Annotated in this window: 15 protein-coding genes; 10 read left to right on the top strand and 5 right to left on the bottom strand. The window is 33.8% G+C overall.

The genetic code is table 11. The features are described 5' to 3' along the window. Positions 1–80 precede the first annotated feature (80 nt). From AC1Q7L_RS00660 to AC1Q7L_RS00650, 3 genes are all read right to left on the bottom strand, one after another. Positions 81–4,280: an FIDD domain-containing protein gene (locus AC1Q7L_RS00660; RefSeq protein ID WP_492305841.1), complete on the bottom strand. Its 4,200-nt coding sequence runs from the start codon at positions 4,278–4,280 to the stop codon at positions 81–83. Positions 4,281–4,464: 184 nt separating this feature from the next. Further along, a complete protein-coding gene (locus AC1Q7L_RS00655) occupies positions 4,465–4,758 on the bottom strand; it encodes a hypothetical protein (protein WP_410691029.1) in 294 nt (97 codons plus the stop codon). A 96-nt stretch (positions 4,759–4,854) separates the two neighbouring features. Next, positions 4,855–5,829, bottom strand: coding sequence for a 2-hydroxyacid dehydrogenase (locus AC1Q7L_RS00650; protein WP_492305842.1), 975 nt, complete (start codon positions 5,827–5,829; stop codon positions 4,855–4,857). Positions 5,830–6,244: 415 nt separating this feature from the next. Between AC1Q7L_RS00650 and AC1Q7L_RS00645 the strand changes: the two genes are divergently transcribed. Continuing rightward, a complete protein-coding gene (locus AC1Q7L_RS00645; protein ID WP_492305843.1) occupies positions 6,245–7,225 on the top strand; it encodes a 3-oxoacyl-ACP synthase III family protein in 981 nt (326 codons plus the stop codon). Between the two features lie 36 nt (positions 7,226–7,261). After that, positions 7,262–8,086: an SDR family oxidoreductase gene (locus AC1Q7L_RS00640; RefSeq protein ID WP_492305844.1), complete on the top strand. Its 825-nt coding sequence runs from the start codon at positions 7,262–7,264 to the stop codon at positions 8,084–8,086. 192 nt (positions 8,087–8,278) lie between these two features. On the opposite strand, the gene AC1Q7L_RS00635 is transcribed toward AC1Q7L_RS00640, so the two are convergent. Further along, positions 8,279–8,932, bottom strand: coding sequence for a protein-L-isoaspartate(D-aspartate) O-methyltransferase (locus AC1Q7L_RS00635; protein WP_492305845.1), 654 nt, complete (start codon positions 8,930–8,932; stop codon positions 8,279–8,281). Positions 8,933–9,066: 134 nt separating this feature from the next. On the opposite strand from AC1Q7L_RS00635, the gene AC1Q7L_RS00630 reads away from it, so the two are divergent. The 8 genes from AC1Q7L_RS00630 to AC1Q7L_RS00595 all read left to right on the top strand — a co-directional run bounded on the left by AC1Q7L_RS00630 (position 9,067) and on the right by AC1Q7L_RS00595 (position 16,657). Then, positions 9,067–10,029 (top strand): Gfo/Idh/MocA family protein, encoded by a 963-nt coding sequence (locus AC1Q7L_RS00630; protein ID WP_492305846.1) that lies wholly within the window; start codon positions 9,067–9,069, stop codon positions 10,027–10,029. 298 nt (positions 10,030–10,327) lie between these two features. After that, positions 10,328–12,058, top strand: coding sequence for a cellulase family glycosylhydrolase (locus AC1Q7L_RS00625; RefSeq protein ID WP_492305847.1), 1,731 nt, complete (start codon positions 10,328–10,330; stop codon positions 12,056–12,058). Between the two features lie 87 nt (positions 12,059–12,145). Further along, positions 12,146–12,601: a hypothetical protein gene (locus AC1Q7L_RS00620; protein WP_492305848.1), complete on the top strand. Its 456-nt coding sequence runs from the start codon at positions 12,146–12,148 to the stop codon at positions 12,599–12,601. 66 nt (positions 12,602–12,667) lie between these two features. Then, entirely contained in the window at positions 12,668–13,546 is an 879-nt protein-coding gene (gene bla-A / locus AC1Q7L_RS00615; RefSeq protein WP_492305849.1) for a CGA/CIA family class A beta-lactamase, read from the top strand. 126 nt (positions 13,547–13,672) lie between these two features. Further along, entirely contained in the window at positions 13,673–14,083 is a 411-nt protein-coding gene (locus AC1Q7L_RS00610; RefSeq protein WP_492305850.1) for a hypothetical protein, read from the top strand. 13 nt (positions 14,084–14,096) lie between these two features. Further along, on the top strand, positions 14,097–14,987 hold the full coding sequence (locus tag AC1Q7L_RS00605) for a 3-hydroxybutyryl-CoA dehydrogenase (RefSeq protein ID WP_492305921.1): 891 nt from the start codon (positions 14,097–14,099) through the stop codon (positions 14,985–14,987). Positions 14,988–15,063: 76 nt separating this feature from the next. Further along, a complete protein-coding gene (locus tag AC1Q7L_RS00600) occupies positions 15,064–16,380 on the top strand; it encodes a hypothetical protein (RefSeq protein WP_492305851.1) in 1,317 nt (438 codons plus the stop codon). Between the two features lie 37 nt (positions 16,381–16,417). After that, complete coding sequence (locus AC1Q7L_RS00595) at positions 16,418–16,657, top strand: DUF8828 family protein (RefSeq protein ID WP_007845674.1); 240 nt, start codon at positions 16,418–16,420, stop codon at positions 16,655–16,657. A 49-nt stretch (positions 16,658–16,706) separates the two neighbouring features. On the opposite strand, the gene AC1Q7L_RS00590 is transcribed toward AC1Q7L_RS00595, so the two are convergent. Then, entirely contained in the window at positions 16,707–17,117 is a 411-nt protein-coding gene (locus AC1Q7L_RS00590; protein WP_123984867.1) for an META domain-containing protein, read from the bottom strand.

Raw genomic sequence — 17,117 nt, 5'->3', positions numbered from 1 at the left:
TATTTGTTTGTATTTATCTTTCAAAAATAAAAAACCTTACCGAAATTCGGTAAGGTTATATTCATGAGAAATGATTTTTTTTAATTATTATTTTTGACGAGAATCCAACCGGTAAATGATCGTCCGTCAGGAAGCGTAATGACATACCAATAACTTGATGTTGGAATCGATCTTCCTAAGATTGTACCGTCCCAGATGATTTGAGTATTGGTATTCTGTTCGAAAATCAAAGCCTGATAACGGTCGAATACTTTGACGTTGGTCATTCTATTTCCAAAAACATGGAGATTTTTTATGATCCATTTGTCGTTAAGTCCGTCTCCGTTTGGTGTGATGGCATTTTTAATATCCAAAATTACTCCGTCCTGTTTTACGATACATTCACCGTCTACATATTTTACATAAAAAGTGATAATTCCTGTCGGTAAATTATAGAACGTATTGCTTGCCTGCCATGTAATTCCGTCTATCGAATACAATATTGTTTTTGAACCTGTAGCGTAAACCGTACAGTTATTTCCATTAATATCAAGCTTTTGGATAACGGGAACATCGTAATATTTCAATTCAAAAGTACCCGTGTAAGAACATCCGTTATCTGCCGTCACTATGAGCGTATAAGTTCCGATTACAGTAACTCCTGTAATGGTATCTGTGTTTGAAACTATCTGTCCGTTTGGATCTGTCCAAACATAGCTTACAATATTAAATCCTTCCACATGAACAGTGTACGTTAACGAACCATCCTGACAAATATACTGCGTCGGAATGCTGAAAATCGGAGTTGGTTTTAAAGATAAATGTATTTCTACTCTTTCAGGACAAGATCCGGGAACACTTACTTTTACATAAATAGTATTTGATCCTGTATTTTGATTAAATGAATAATTGGAAGGCGTTGCAATGACATTTGTGTTAGCATTAATATCTGCCAAAGAAGGATAATAAGTAAACGTTGCGTTACCTCCTGTATAAATCTGCTGTTCATACTGAGTTAAATTAACATTTTCTATTCCGTCATTTCCTGTATCACAAACATTATTTAGGTTAAAAGGACCTCCGTTTTGAAGAACAACCTTAGATCCAAATAGAAAACTAATACTTGCTACATCATCACAAGCCGCCATATTCTGAACTTTCACCCAAATCTGAGTCGGGAACGGATTTGCCGTAAAATTCTGTGGATTAGGAATAGGATTCGTTCCGTTTTGTGCGTTTTGTTCCGTTAAATAAAAACTAAATATATTAGCCGGATTTTGAATATCAACCATTAAATTCGTGAAATTCAGCAAATTCACTTCATAAGATCCGTCTAAGTTCTCATCACAAACTGTTAAGGTTGAATTGATTGCTTTCGGAGGAAAATATGTATTCAACTGAATCGGAGCCACAGAATAACAACCCGAAGTTTTAGACTGAAATCTCGCCCAAACCTGCACGGATGAAATATTTGTTGTAATTGTATTGCCTATCTGCGTTCCCGCCGCTCCTGCATTTGCTTCTGCAGCCGTATTGTAATACGTGATCGTCATATTGGAAAGTGGCTGTGTATTTTGAGAAGCAATAAACAACTGCGGAATCGCATCATTCAACTGAAAAGTTTCACTTAAATTAAAATCTTCATCACATTTTTCCAAAAACGCATTCTGAAGAACAACTGGAGGTAAAAATGTCATCTGGATCGTTAACTGAGCCGCAGAAAAACATTCACTGTTATTAAATTTAACCTTCACATAAACAGTAGCATTTCCCGGAACGTTATATTGACTCGGATTGGCAATTTCACCTGTAAAAATATGGGTTACAGGATCATAAGAAGTATAATAGGTAAAAGTAGCATCCGTTCCGCTATAAATCTGTGATTGAGCCTGAATTAAGTTATAAATTTCCGCACCGTCATTATTATTATCACAAATATTGTTTAGCGAAATCGTAACCGGAGAATTAACAATCGGCGTTGAATTTAAACTTAAATTGATAGGATAAATCTGCACGCAATTGTAAGACGTTATTTTCACAAAAACCTGCTGGCTTACTGTAAGAGTAACGTTGGTTACAGGATTATTCCCATTTTGTGCATCAATCTGACTAAGATAGAATAATGTTGTAGCATTCTGATTTCCAATAATCGAAGCACTGAATTGAGATAACGTTACATTTTCAGAATTATCATTATTAAAATCACACACCGAAAAACTTGACTGAACAGCCACAGGGTGAACCAAATGTACATTCAAAGGTCTTACTGTGTAACAGATATCAGATTGTTCAAAACGTACAAAATAGGTTTGGGTTACAAAATTTCCGTCCGTTGTAATCGTCTGATTTGGACTTATCGCTCCCGTTCCCAATTCTGCACTTGCAGCATCAGGATAAAATTCAGTCACAGGAACAGTTGTTGGAGAAATAAGCATTCCCGCAGACAACGTATTGAGATTGATTGTGATATTATCCGTTCCATTAAAACAGATATATTCATGCTTTTCGTTGACTTCAATTTTAGTAAAAGTTATATCCATATTGACCTCAACTACAGCAAAACAGCCATTTGGAATATCAACTCTTATAAAAACTTTATATTGTCCTGGTTTAATGGTCGTTAATACAGTTCCAATATTTGTATAAGCTTCATTATAGGTAGAATATGCTGTAAAAACAACTCCAGTTTGGGTTGTAATTAATGGACCAACATTTAATCCAAAATCAAAAGGTTCCTGATTATCAGCATTAATATCACACATCGTATAAGGAAATGTAAGCGGAGAATTGACATTAGCCCCAGGCTTAAACTGAAAATGAACCGGACCTAAAATATAAGTACAGGTCGCATCCTGAAGCCTCACCCAAATATTAGTATTCGTTGTAATATTTGCTGTCGTTATGCTGTTATTATTGTTTTGAGCATCAGATTGGGTTGCAAAATATGTAATTCCCGTAGTTCCGGGAGGAAAAAGCTCAATATTAAGCAAAGAAAGATCATAGTTTTGCTCTACTCCATTGTTATTGGTATCACAAAGTTCAACTGTAGATTTCAGCAGGTTTTTCGATGCAAAATTAAGTGTTAAAACTGCAACCCTGAAACATGTCGGATTACTTGGATTCTGAATTCTTACATATAAAACAGTATTCGCAGTCAAAACATAGGCGTTAGGCAAAGCATTCTGATTATTTTGCGCGTCCAACAATGTCGAATGATAGCTAAAATTAAAATTAGCCGGATTCTGAGAAGTAAGATTTGACTGAAAACTATTTAGACTTAAATTAACTGAAGCATTACCACAAAAATTTTGCGTATAATTCTTAGCAACCGGATAAGTTGGATCGAAAGTGATCGTAAAATCATCTGTCAAGGTAAGCGTACTATTTCCGCAGATATTAAATAAAACATTGGCTGTGTAGACTTCATTTTGTGTCGGACAAATAGTCGCTTGTACACCTGTAGCAACGGTTTGTCCTGCAGCATTGGTCCATGTTACCTGTGGCAGAATAACATTTCCGACCGGATTAAACTTCCAGCCTTCCTGCAAAGCCTGCCAAACTCCCGTATTTCTTGATGCCGGAGAAACACCAACCGTTCCATCACTGTTGATAACGCCAATGAGGGCATTTTCAAATTTTCGGGTTGGACAGGGCGCTAATTTTTTATCAACAAAAACTTCAATTTGATTTGTTGTTTCATGAAGTACAATTTGCGAAGAAGAACGGTCTGTACAGCCCGCTACTCTTCCCTCATAAAAATTAACAATAAACTTTCTGTAAGGCGCCGTTCCGATCACGGAATAATAGATTTCAGACTGATCATTTGATGAAAAAACCATATCATGATACACCCCAAAAATAGAATTTTTTGGAAGACTCACATTTGGATTTTGCCATTGAACATTCGGATAATTGATGTTACCGAGCTGACTTTCATCAAAAGTGAGCATTCCATTTGAACCCACAACTACCGCTTCAAAATATTGATTGTAAAAGCAAAACTTGAACGGAAGATCCAATTTTACAGCAAACAAATCATCATAATTGGCATTAAGCGCAGTTCCCTGATTCATTGCGATCGGCGGACTGTATGATGCCGGACTTACCTGATAATTTGTCGTTTCCTTCAACTCAGGATATTCCACATGCAGTGCTATACAACCGTTGGCATCGAGGTCATTAGCACACGTAACGTTGAAATTTTCATTACCTAGAGCATCTTTCACTTTGATGTTTACAGGCGCTTGAGAAAATGTAAAAACTCCAACGAATATGAGTAAAATTTGTAAAAGTTTCTTCATAGGTTAAAAATATTAATCACTAGGTAATGATAAATTTAGCACTTTTAACAATAGAATATTCAAACATAACCATTTATTTATGTTAAATTAACAACAACAAACAGTATTACACTAATAAACAAACACTTACATACAAATAGTTAACAAAAAAAAGCCTTACTAAATTTTAGTAAGGCCTATTATTTTAGGTAAGCACATCATCGTTTGTTTCTTCATGATCATCATCATTATCACTTGTGCTCCAATAATTATTTTCTTCATCTTCGGAGCCGATTTCTTCCATTTCATCGTCATCTTCAACGCCGGGGATATCCAATCCTTTATCTATTTTGTCATCATCAATATCTTCATTTAAGATAGGATTTCCATCTCCATCCAAAGGAATATGTTTTTCTCTGTTAAAGATGTCTTCAATTGGACTATAATCCATTTGTTCGAGCTTTCTGTTCTGTTCGTTGGTATTATCTTCAGGTATCATAATGTTATATTGTATTTAGTGTTGATTTAATAAAAGACAAAAATGATTCCAACTTCTATCTTTTTAGAAATATTTAAACCTAATCTTTAATTTTCATTAAATATTATAAACTTCAGGATTAGCGCAGTTCGGCATTTTCTCACCTTTAGAAAAAGCGATGATATTCTCTGCGGCTACTTTTGCCATTCCGTTTCTCGCTTCAATCGTTGCTGAACCGATATGTGGTAACACACAAACACTTGAAAGCTCTAAAATTGGATCATCCTTAAAAATAGGTTCTGGATTTGTGACGTCTAAACCGGCTCCCCAAATCTGTTTTGAAACCAATGCTTCATACAAATCTTTTTGATTATGAAAACCACCTCTGGCTGTATTAATAAAAATAGAATCAGGTTTCATTTTCTCAAAAACGGAAGCATTGAAAAGATCTTTCTGATCCGGGACAAAATTAGCGTGAATACTCAAAATATCAGATTGTTCAATTAATTCATCGAAAGAAACATACGTTGCATCGAGCTCTTTCTCTGCTTCTTCATTATGATGGCGATTGTGGTAAATAATCTTCATGTCAAAGGCTTTTTTACACTTTTCAGCCATTTCAAAACCTATTCTTCCCAACCCGAAAACTCCTAAAATTTTTCCGTATAATTCCTGTCCCAAAGCATGAAGAGGATCAAAATCACCCCAATTTCCCTCTTTTACTTTCTGAAAATTAAAACTCGCCCTTCTTGCAACCGATTGCATTAATAAAAACGCAACGTCAGAAGTAGCTCTGCTTAAAACATCCGGTGTATTTCCGATGGGAATATTTTTGAGAGTAGCTTCTTTAATATCAACATGATCAAAACCAACAGAATACAAAGCGATTGCCTTTACATTTGGACATTGTTCGAAAAATTCTCTGTCAAATTTATTGTGTCCTACATTTAAAATCGCATCAGCATTTTCACAATACTTTAACCATTCTTCATGAGGCAAATTGTCATGTGTTGGGAATGTAACTTCCAATCCTGCTTCTTCGAGCATTTTAATTCCTATTTCCGGAATTCTTTTGTTGATGAATACTTTCATTATTTATTTTGTAATTAATAGTCAAAACTTTCAAAATAAAAAACCTCACGCCTAATGAAAATGAGGTTTTTAACTTTATTATTTAAAATTATTTTTTCATATATCTCTCTCGATTCATTAAGAATAAATTTTCATCAACAGTCTGAATTGTTTTGCGTTTTTTTTGAATAGTATTAAAATCGAGTGATGATTTCAATGATTTGCTAATAAAAATGATACAATTTTCATTCCGAAAACAGTATTAAATTTGGTTAATAATACTGATAAATTTCCCAATATTTCTTGGAAATTCACCCATAAAATAAATCAAAAAAACACATGGCAAAACTTTAATTTAATATAATTATCACTAGATTTACTTTGTTTTCACATTAAAATCAAAAATTAATCAAAATCTGTAAACATACCGCAAAATATGATGATTAAAAAAAATGCCTTTATAAAAGGCACAGGTTCTTATGTACCTCCAAAAATATTGAAAAACGACTTTTTTGAAGCCATCGGCTCTTCTGATGAGTGGATCTATAAAAATTTAGGAATTAAGGAACGTAGAATTGCAGAGGGTGAAGTAACGAGCGATCTGGCTTATAAAGCAGGCTTGGAAGCATTAAAAGAAGCTAATCTAAAACCGGAAGAGATCGATTTAATTATTGTAGCAACTTCGACTCCGGACAGACAGGCTCCATCTACAGCGTGTTTCGTTCAGGAAAAGATGGGCGCTTATCAGGCGGTAGCATTTGATATTTCGGCAGTTTGTTCAGGAGGTTTATATGGCATTGCAATCGGTTGCCAGTTCATAGAAACGGGAATGTACCAAAATGTTTTAATTATCGGAGCTGATACTTTTTCTACCATTACCGATTGGGAGCGAAAAGATTCTGTTTTTTTCGGAGATGGTGCCGGAGCAATTTTACTTTCAGGAACGACTGAAGATAAAGGTTTCTTTGATTTTAAACTTCATGCTGATGGACGAGGAAAATATCATTTCAACATTCCTGCCGGAGGTTCTGAAATGCCTGCATCAGAAGAAACTTTAAAGCAGAAACTTCATTATTTTCAGATGAATGGTAAAGAAGTTTTTAATACGGCAACCAAAGTTTTACCTGAAACAATTACTGAAATTCTTGAGGCTAATAAGCTTTCAGAAGATGATGTGGATTGGGTAATTCCTCACCAGCCAAGCATCAGAATTCTTCAGGAAACTGCCAGAAAAGTGAATATCCCTTTTGAAAAAGTAATGACAAACATGGATAAATACGCCAATACTTCGGGCGGAACAATTCCTATCGTCCTTGATGAAACTTACAAAAGCGGGAAAATACAACCCGGAAATATCCTTTTATTTGCAGCCGTAGGCTCTGGATGGACTTGGGGAACCGCTCTTTATAAAGCTTAAAATCAATATCTTATTTTAAATAATACCGAAAAAATTATGCTGAAAGATCAGACATTTCTTATAACAGGCATCGCGGATGAAAATTCCCTTGCCATGAAAACCGCCGAAAAAATCCTTGAAAACAACGGAAAAGTTGTGTGTGCCGGATTAGGTGTGACTCCTTTTCACAAAAATATTTCAGAAAAAGCGCAAGCCTTTCTTGACAAAAACTATAATGACTTTCAAACGGCATGTCATAAAGTTTTGGGAGATCAGGTTTACACCGCTCCTTTAGATGTAACATTACCCGAAAGTTTGGATTTTCTGGCGAAAGATCTTTATCAAAAAGATATTAAACTTAACGGATTTCTTCACGCCATTGCAATGGATAAAACCATCAGACAAAAATCCGTCAAGCCAATGCTGGAGGTTACTGTAGAAGAATTTAACGAAACCATGAATGTTTCAGCGTTTTCTTTGATTTCTTTATCACAGGCTTTACTTTCAAATAATGTTCTCCAAAATGGAGCTTCTATTGTTTCTCTAAGTTATATTGCGGCAGAAAAAGTTTCATCTTTTCCTTACATTAATATCAGTATTGCTAAAGCTGCGCTTGAACGATTAACCATGGAAATAGCCAATGAATTAGGCAGAAAATACGGAATTCGAGCTAATGCAATCCGTTTTTCACCTTACATGGGAAGCAAGGCCGGAAATGCAACGTTAAATGCTGAAGATGTTGAAAAAGCGAATCAAACAAGTCCGTTAGGAAATGCTTTACCTGAAGATTTAGCTCACGAAATTGTTCATCTTTTCAGAAAAGAAACAAGAATTACAGGAGAAATCCGCCATGTTGACGGAGGTTTCCACATTATGGGATAATTTGTTAAGTTCTTAATGTTGGTCATCGCAAAGACGCTATTTTTCAGTTAAATTATATACAAATAAGGCGCAAGGATTTTATCTTCGATAAAATTGAATACGTTAACATCACTGAAAATCTTTGATTTTCTAGCGCCTTAAAAAAGTATTTTTATTAATCTTTGCGTCTTAGCGTTTTGCCAACAATTACAGTTATTGATTAGTTTTGCCTAACATCGGAACAAATTTGTAAGCTCCAAATTCTTCTTTTTCAATCTCAGTCGGAGAGATCTTCGTGAATCTGTATAAAACCTGCTCATCGGTCGGACCTAATGGAATAACCATTTTTCCACCTACTTTTAACTGTTTTAATAATTCTGTGGGCAAAACGGAAGCTCCACAAGTCACAATAATTTTATCAAAAGGCGCAAAAGTCGGAAGTCCGGCAAAACCATCACCAAAGCTTTGAAATTTGGGATACAAATGCATTTCTCTTAACTTTTTCTTAGAAAAATCGAACAGATCTTTCTGTCTTTCAACCGTATATACCAACCCTTTCATTGCTATAAGTACAGCGGTCTGATAACCACATCCTGTACCGATCTCCAGCACTTTTTCGCCTGATTTTAACTGTAGCAATTCAGATTGCTCTGCAACGGTTGAAGGATGCGAAATCGTCTGATGCGCCAAAATAGGAAAAGCACGGTCTTCATAGGCGAAATCTTCAAAAATACTTTCAATAAAAAGGTGTCTCGGAACATCATTCATGGCCGAAAGTACATTTTCATCCGAAATTCCGATCTTGTGTCGAAGATATTCAACCAAAATCTTTCTTTTTCCTTTATGTACAAACGAATCTTGCGTCATTAGATGGTAGTTATTGGGGTTTCTGGTGGTAGTTTGCACAAAAATAATAAAACAAATACTATTTATCAACCTAAAACCTATCATCTATTTCCGAATACCTAAAATCATTATATTTACAAAAATTTAATACAACTATGTTAAAAGCAGGTTTGGTAGGTGCCGGACATTTAGGAAAGATACACTTAAGACTTCTTAATCAATCAGATAAGTATGAATTTGTAGGTTTCCATGATAAAGATGTAGAAAACGGAAAAAAATTAGAAGCCGAATTAGGTTATAAATATTTTGAAAACTTTGAAGATCTTTTGGATCAGATCGAGATGTTGGATATTGTAACACCAACAATTTATCATTACGATTATGCTTTAAAAGCTATTAATAAAGGGCTTCATTTTTTTATCGAAAAACCTGTAACTCACACGCTTGAACAGGCAGAAGAAATCCTTCAAAAGTGTCGTGAAAATGGAATAAAAGCTCAGGTAGGTCACGTTGAAAGATATAATCCTGCTTTTATCGGAGCTAAAGATTACATTCAAAATCCAATGTTCATCGAGATCCACCGATTGGCAGAATTTAATCCTCGTGGAACGGATGTTTCTGTGGTCTTAGACTTAATGATTCACGATCTTGATATTTTATTAAGTGTAGTAAAATCTAAAGTTAAAAATATTCATGCAAGCGGTGTTTGCGTAGTGAGTAAAACTCCGGATATTTCTAACGCAAGAATTGAGTTTGAAAACGGATGTGTTGCCAATCTTACGACTTCAAGAATTTCAATGAAGGCAATGAGAAAAAGCCGTTTCTTCCAAAAAGACGCTTATATTTCTGTTGATTTCTTAGAGAAAAAAGCAGAAGTTATTCGTATGAAAGATGCTCCTGAAAACCCTACTCCATTTGATATGATTATTGAAAATGCTGACGGAGAAAAGAATCAGATTTTATTTGAATATCCAAACATTCAACCTAATAATGCAATTTTAGATGAATTAAATTCTTTCGCTGATGCTATTATGGAAGGTAAAAATGTAGAAGTTTCGTTAGAAGATGGAACTGAAGCTTTGAAAGTGGCTTTGGAGATTATGAAATTGATTTCTTAGTTTTTAAATTTAAACACAAAGCACACAAATAATTTTCACGAATTACACAACTTTAAATATCAATAGGAACGGGCTTCAGCCCGTTTTTTCTTATTATAATAATATCAATTTGCTTTAGCCAAAACTTACTATTATTTCAAAGCTGTAAGAGACACACATTTTTTAATCCTATTTTATTTCTTTTGTGGTTAAATTTAAGTGAATTGTAATTTTTATTCAACAAATTTTAAATATATTTGTGATTATCTAAAAGTAATTAATTCTAAAAACAACCCCTAATATTTTAAAAATCAAAACTATGAAAAGAGCATTCCTATTATCCGCTTTTTTATTGTCTCAATTTGGGACATCACAGCTTTTAAAAACAAATGGTCAGAAAATCGTTAATGATAAAGGAGAAAATATTCAATTGAGAGGCCTTGGTTTGGGAGGATGGATGCTGCAGGAAGGCTATATGTTGAAGACTGCCGATTTTGCAGGTCCACAATATAAGATCAAAGAAAAGATTGCAGAATTAGTCGGTGAAAAGGGAATGAATGATTTCTATAAAGCTTATTTAAAAAACGGAATTACAAAACAGGATATTGATTTTCTGAAAAAGGCAGGATTTAACTCGATCAGGCTTCCGATGCATTACAATTTATATACTTTACCGATTGAAAAAGAATCTGTAAAAGGTCAAAACACATGGTTGGAAGATGGTTTTAAAATGACGGATGATCTTTTAAAATGGTGTGCAGATAATAAAATGTATTTAATTTTAGATCTTCACGCTGCGCCTGGTGGACAGGGAAATGATGTGAATATTTCCGATAATGATAAATCAAAACCATCACTTTGGGAAAGCGAAGAAAATCAGAAAAAGACAATCGCTCTTTGGAAGAAATTAGCAGAAAGATATAAAGATGAGCCGTGGATTGGTGGTTACGATTTAATCAACGAGCCCAACATTAATTTCACTGGGAAAAATCCGAACGGGACAGATGAAATGTCAAACGCTCCTCTTTGGAAACTGCAAAAAGACATTACAGAAGCGATTCGTCAGGTTGACAAAAAACACATTATTATTATTGAAGGAAATGGATGGGGAAATAATTACAACGGATTAACTCCGATTTGGGATGATAACATGGTTTTTAGCTTCCATAAATACTGGAATTATAATGATGATGCAACAATAAAAAATGCATTAGATCTAAGAGAAAAGCACAATATGCCGATCTGGTTGGGGGAAACAGGAGAAAATTCTAATGTTTGGTTTACAGAATTGATCCAGCTTTTAGATAAACATAATATCGGATATGCATTTTGGCCAATGAAAAAAATCGACAATATCGCAGGAATTACCACCGTAAAAATCACTCCCGAATATCAAAAATTACTGGATTATTGGACGAAAGGAGGAGAAAAACCAACAAAAGAATTTGCAACAAAAGCTTTAGCAAAAATTGCTGACAATTATAAATTCAATAACACAGAAATTAAAAATGATGTGATTGATGCGATGTTCAGACAGACAACGGATGGATCTACAAAACCGTTTAAAAATAATCAGGTTCCGGGGAAAATTTTCGCTTCAGATTATGATTTGGGAAGAATGGGCTCGGCTTATTTAGATAAAGATTTCATCAATCTTTGGGTGAGCGATCCTGCTAAAAAATCTGAATGGAATTCAGGAAATCAAATGAGAAATGACGGCGTTGATATTTATAAATGTAACGACAAAATCACCAATCAATATTATGTTGGAAAAACAGAAGCCGGAGAATGGATTCAATATACATTTACTGCAAAAGCCGATAAAAGCTATAGTTTTGACATCAGATATTCCAGCAATAATAACGGAAAAATTAGAATTGAGGATGCTTCAGGAAAACAATTGGCCACGTTTTCTTTAAACTCAACAGGTGGAAATGACATATGGAAAACTGTTTCTGCTACAGGAGTTAATCTTAAAAAAGGAGAAAACAAAATCAGAATAATTTTCGAAAATGATGGAGTTAATCTTAATTATTTTGAAGTGAAATAAAGATTTAAAATTAAGTTTAAAAAAATATCATCACACCAATCAGAGTTAAAATAATTTTAAGTATTTTCCAAAAAAATTTTAACAATAATGGAAACAAAATCTCCTTTCGAACAATTTGACGAATTAAGAATTGACAAAGCTGCAAAATCTTTTCTTGCAGAAACCGCAAAATGGACCACCTTTTTAGCCGTTTTAGGCTATATCGGAATTGGTCTTATGATAATTGTTGCATTAATTATGATGACAGTCGGAGCATCAATGAGTTCGTATAACAGTATGATGCCAATGGGTGGCGGCGCTCTGTTCTCGATCATTTACCTTGTCATTGCGGCTTTTTATTTCATACCGATCAATTTTCTTTATAAATTTGCTTCCAATATGAAGATTGCTTTAAACACGAATAATCAGGGAAATCTTACAAAGTCGTTTGAATATCTGAAATCTCACTACAAGTTTATAGGAATTCTTACGATTATTATTATCGGGCTATATATTTTAGCTTTTTTTGGAATAATGGTTGCAGGTATTAGCAATATAAGATAATTTTAAAAACTTTAAATTAAACTATAAAATCCTTCTTTTCAGAGGGATTTTTTCAACCAAAATATTATGAAAAAAATAAAATTTCTTTTTCTTTTGATCTCGGCATTTGTCTTTGCTCAAGACAATGTTTTAGACAAAAAAATCAATTCAATTATTAAAGACAAAAAAGCGACGGTTGCCGTTTCGGTTTTAGGATTTGAAGATGATTTTAATTATAATAAAAATGGCGAAAAAAAACTTCCGATGCAAAGTGTTTTCAAATTTCATATTGCGGCGGCTGTTTTAGATCTTGTTGATAAACAAAAACTGTCTTTAGATCAAAAAATTTTACTGGATAAATCAAATTTATTAGAAAATACATGGTCGCCTCTTCGCGATAAATATAAAGATAAAAACGAGGAAGTTCCTTTAAGTGAAATTATCGATCAAACCGTTGCCATGAGCGATAATAATGGTTGTGATATTCTTTTGAATTTAATTGGAGGTACGCAAACTGTTCAGAAATTCATGGATTCTAAAGGTATAAAAGGTTTTCAGATAAAATATAATGAAGAAGTGATGCACAAAGATTGGAACGCACAGTATGAAAATTACAGCACGACCAATTCTGCAGTTCAGGTTCTGAAAAAATTCTACGATAGAAAATTACTCTCTAAAAACTCTACAAACTATCTGATGGAAGTAATGCTGGGAACAAAAACAGGATTAAACAAAATGATAGAACAATTGCCGGAAAACACCCCTGTAGCCCGCAAAACGGGAGCTTCCGGAAAGAATAAAGACGGATTGACCGGTGCCGAAAATGAAATAGGAATTGTAACTTTACCCAACGGAAAACATTACGCAATTGCTTTATTTGTAAGCAATTCTACGGAAACCGATGCCGTAAACTGCAAGATTATTTCTGATATTTCTAAAACTGTTTGGGATCATTTTAATAAGTAAATTTTAAAGCTTATTTTTAAACCGTTTTTTAAGTGAGTTTAAATATTCAAAATTGTTATTGGAAGTTTCTACGAAATAACAAAGGCACGCTAATTGAGTCTTACTTATCAAATAAAAAAAATCAACATGAAAAAAATATTATTAATCGCAGGAATTTTCAGTTTTTCATTCTTTTGGGCACAGAAAAGTGAAAACTATTTACAGATAAGATACGGAAGCATTTGTTGTGGTACTCCATCAACAGATCCGGTAATGAATTATGTAAGCAAATTTCAGAAAAAAAATAAAATTAAAAATCTGGAAATCTACAAACAAAGCGGATTGGGAAGAGAAGGTGAATTTAATTTATACATTGGAACCGATAATCTTTCAAAAAAACAGGCTCTTTCTTTTACAAAAGGTCTGCAATCTGCCATTGAAACACAAAATAACGCAAGAAAGAAAAATCACGACGGAACAGTAGGTTTTGAAGAAACAGAAATGGTAAAAAAAGCCGACTTAGCCAACGCAAGAAATTTAACTATCTATAAAAAATAATTTAAGGAAAATGATCAAAAACATCGTAGTTATCGGAGCTGGAACCATGGGAAATGGTATTGCACATACTTTCGCTCAAAGCGGTTTTAAAGTAAGTTTAGTAGACGTATCTCAGGATGCTTTGGACAGAGGTTTAAAAACAATTACAACCAATCTGGACAGAATCATTGCAAAAGGTAACCTTACTGAAGAGCAAAAAGCAGAAACTTTAGGTAACATAACTACTTTCACGGAACTTAAAAATGCAGCTACAGAAGCAGATCTAATTGTAGAAGCTGCAACAGAAAATCAGGAATTAAAGTTGAAAATATTCGCTCAAATGGACGAATTGGCTCCTGCAAACTGTATTTTGGCAACCAATACTTCTTCAATTTCTATCACTAAAATTGCTGCTGCTACAAAAAGAGCCGACAAAGTGATCGGAATGCACTTTATGAATCCTGTTCCAATTATGAAATTGGTTGAAATTATCAAGGGATATTCTACTTCTAAAGAAACTTTTGATATCATTTACGATATGAGCAAAACGTTAGGAAAAGTGCCTGTAGAGGTTAACGACTACCCAGGTTTTGTGGCCAACAGAATTTTGATGCCGATGATCAACGAATCTATCGAAACGCTTTACAATGGTGTTGCTGGTGTTGAGGAAATTGATACAGTAATGAAATTAGGAATGGCTCACCCGATGGGGCCACTTCAATTGGCAGATTTTATCGGGCTTGACGTTTGTTTAGCAATCCTAAATGTAATGTATGACGGCTTCAAAAATCCTAAATATGCTCCAAATCCATTATTGGTAAACATGGTAATGGCCGGAAAATTAGGCGTAAAATCGGGAGAAGGTTTCTATGACTATTCTGAAAGCAAAAAAGCAGAAAAAGTGGCAAAAATGTTTGCAAAATAAGAGAGGTGAATGAGTGAATTGTCAATAGTTAATTTTAAAAATTGACTTGTATTACAAAATTCACTACTTTTCTTCGATGAAATTTAAAGAAAAATATATTCAGATATCAATGGTCATCATTACTTTAGTGATGACCATTTTGCGTTTTTTACTGAATGAAAAAGGTCGTGTAAATCCGGACTCTATCCGATATATGAGAACGGCTCGTGCTTTTCCGACAATTGATAATACCACAACACCATTAGGATATCCTTTAAGTATCAAGTTTTTCACCTATTTTGGGTTTGATGAATTTTGGAGCAGTAAAGTCGTAGGTATTTTAGCATTTCTTTTTATCATCTTTTTTGCTTGGAAAAAGAAATTTTATTTTAGAGAAACGATTATTTTAAGTGCCTTATTTAGCTTTCTTTCCATCTACTCATATACGATGAGTGAAGCGTTGATTCTGCCTTTTGTATTTCTTTTTTTATATACCGCAATGCTAATCATTACAGGAAAATTAGAAAAATGGAAAGCTGTTTTTTATCTTTCATTAGCTTTAATTGCTCTTTATAATGTACGATATAGCGCGTTGTTTACCATTGCAGGAACCGGACTTTACGGACTTATTTTCTGGAAAAGAAAATACTCTTTATCGTTTATAATTTCTGCTGCGATTGGCTGTATTTTCATTGTTTTGTATAAATTTCTCTTTATTGATTATTTTAATGCAAATTACGTGAAAATGTTCCTGGAAATGGGGCTTCACACTACTCCTCAGCTTTTGATTGAGTTATTCCAGGGATTATGTACAACCTTCAATCCGTTCATTCACATTGCGAATCCGGCAGGAGGAAAAATCAATTATATTATTTACGGAATTGGGTTTGTCAATATTCTTCTGATCATTTATTTATTTGTAAAAAAGAAGCTTTCAGATCCTGAATTTTTCTATGTTTTTGTGAGTGTTATTGGAATTATCTGTTCTTATTTCATTCAGTATTTTTATTCTGTGAATCCCATAGATTATAGATTAATGGCGCCTTTCAGTTTACCGATCTGGATCGTTTATTTCAGGAAACTATTCCAGATATTTGATCTTAAAGTATATGTTATTGGAGCTTTAAGTTTACTTTCCGGAGCCGCATTTACATGGCTTTCAAAAGGAAATTATCTTGAAAACAGAAAAGAAATTACTAAATTTTTACAATCTGAAAAATTAGACAAAGTACCTTTACAGTTTTTTATCATCGAAGAAAAAGATTTAGAAAAAATACAGGTTGCGGAATTAATAAGCACCGTAAACCCTCAGGTAAGCATTACTTTTAAGCCCGAAGACACTTTAAAAAGAACAACGCTTACACGCTATAAAGTTTTGCAAAAAATTAGTATCGACAAGAACAAGTATCAATAATTTTATTATCTTTGGTTAAAGTTAAAACATTAAAAAAATGAAGTTACCAAAGTTTTTATTAGCAGATAATTCGGAATTTCCTGAAGATTTATTCGTAGTTCATACAGAATATCCAAGATTTATCTTAAACGTTGAGGAAGAAGAAGTTGAGTGGTTAGATGATTTGGAAGGTGATGATGAAGAAACTATGGCAGATGAGGCTACTAAAGTGGTAGAAGCTGCATTCAAATGGTGTGATGAGGAGTTGGCTAAGTACGACGAAGAAGAGGAAGAATAAGAAATATCTAAACATAAAAAAAGGAACTCAATTTGAGTTCCTTTTTTATTTATTCTGCTTTATTGAATTTCAATAATAAAAGATTGTCTTTATATAATTCTAAGGTATTTCCGGAAACCACATATTTATTGGCCTTTCCTACCATATCCATAAAATTCTGCTCTACGCTCATATTGTCGCAAGCCATTCTTGTAGAACCCATTTGCCCCGCAGAGAAACTCCCTGTCGCTATATCTACTTTGGCAGTTCCGAAGTAATTATTACATCCTGCATTTCCATTGATCTTTTCACCTTCAATGTTCAAAGTCGGAACTTTTCCTTTTACATTATCCGCCAACGTCCATTTTGTATTTGCCAATGAAGGTTGAGATTTTCCTACTTTAGAAGCAGATGGACTAGACATTGTTCCACACGATGCCAAAACCGCTGCTGCACATATACTTAAAAAAAGATTTTTCAT

The organism is Chryseobacterium sp. GW823-FHT05E08 (assembly GCF_058795655.1).
This window is presented reverse-complemented; position numbering and strand designations above follow the sequence as displayed.

Coding starts and splice junctions, on each gene's coding strand:
- AC1Q7L_RS00660 (WP_492305841.1), bottom strand. CDS start 4,280: ATGAAGAAACTTTTACAAATTTTACTCATATTCGTTGGAGTTTTTACA.
- AC1Q7L_RS00655 (WP_410691029.1), bottom strand. CDS start 4,758: ATGATACCTGAAGATAATACCAACGAACAGAACAGAAAGCTCGAACAA.
- AC1Q7L_RS00650 (WP_492305842.1), bottom strand. CDS start 5,829: ATGAAAGTATTCATCAACAAAAGAATTCCGGAAATAGGAATTAAAATG.
- AC1Q7L_RS00645 (WP_492305843.1), top strand. CDS start 6,245: ATGATGATTAAAAAAAATGCCTTTATAAAAGGCACAGGTTCTTATGTA.
- AC1Q7L_RS00640 (WP_492305844.1), top strand. CDS start 7,262: ATGCTGAAAGATCAGACATTTCTTATAACAGGCATCGCGGATGAAAAT.
- AC1Q7L_RS00635 (WP_492305845.1), bottom strand. CDS start 8,932: ATGACGCAAGATTCGTTTGTACATAAAGGAAAAAGAAAGATTTTGGTT.
- AC1Q7L_RS00630 (WP_492305846.1), top strand. CDS start 9,067: ATGTTAAAAGCAGGTTTGGTAGGTGCCGGACATTTAGGAAAGATACAC.
- AC1Q7L_RS00625 (WP_492305847.1), top strand. CDS start 10,328: ATGAAAAGAGCATTCCTATTATCCGCTTTTTTATTGTCTCAATTTGGG.
- AC1Q7L_RS00620 (WP_492305848.1), top strand. CDS start 12,146: ATGGAAACAAAATCTCCTTTCGAACAATTTGACGAATTAAGAATTGAC.
- bla-A (WP_492305849.1), top strand. CDS start 12,668: ATGAAAAAAATAAAATTTCTTTTTCTTTTGATCTCGGCATTTGTCTTT.
- AC1Q7L_RS00610 (WP_492305850.1), top strand. CDS start 13,673: ATGAAAAAAATATTATTAATCGCAGGAATTTTCAGTTTTTCATTCTTT.
- AC1Q7L_RS00600 (WP_492305851.1), top strand. CDS start 15,064: ATGAAATTTAAAGAAAAATATATTCAGATATCAATGGTCATCATTACT.
- AC1Q7L_RS00595 (WP_007845674.1), top strand. CDS start 16,418: ATGAAGTTACCAAAGTTTTTATTAGCAGATAATTCGGAATTTCCTGAA.
- AC1Q7L_RS00590 (WP_123984867.1), bottom strand. CDS start 17,117: ATGAAAAATCTTTTTTTAAGTATATGTGCAGCAGCGGTTTTGGCATCG.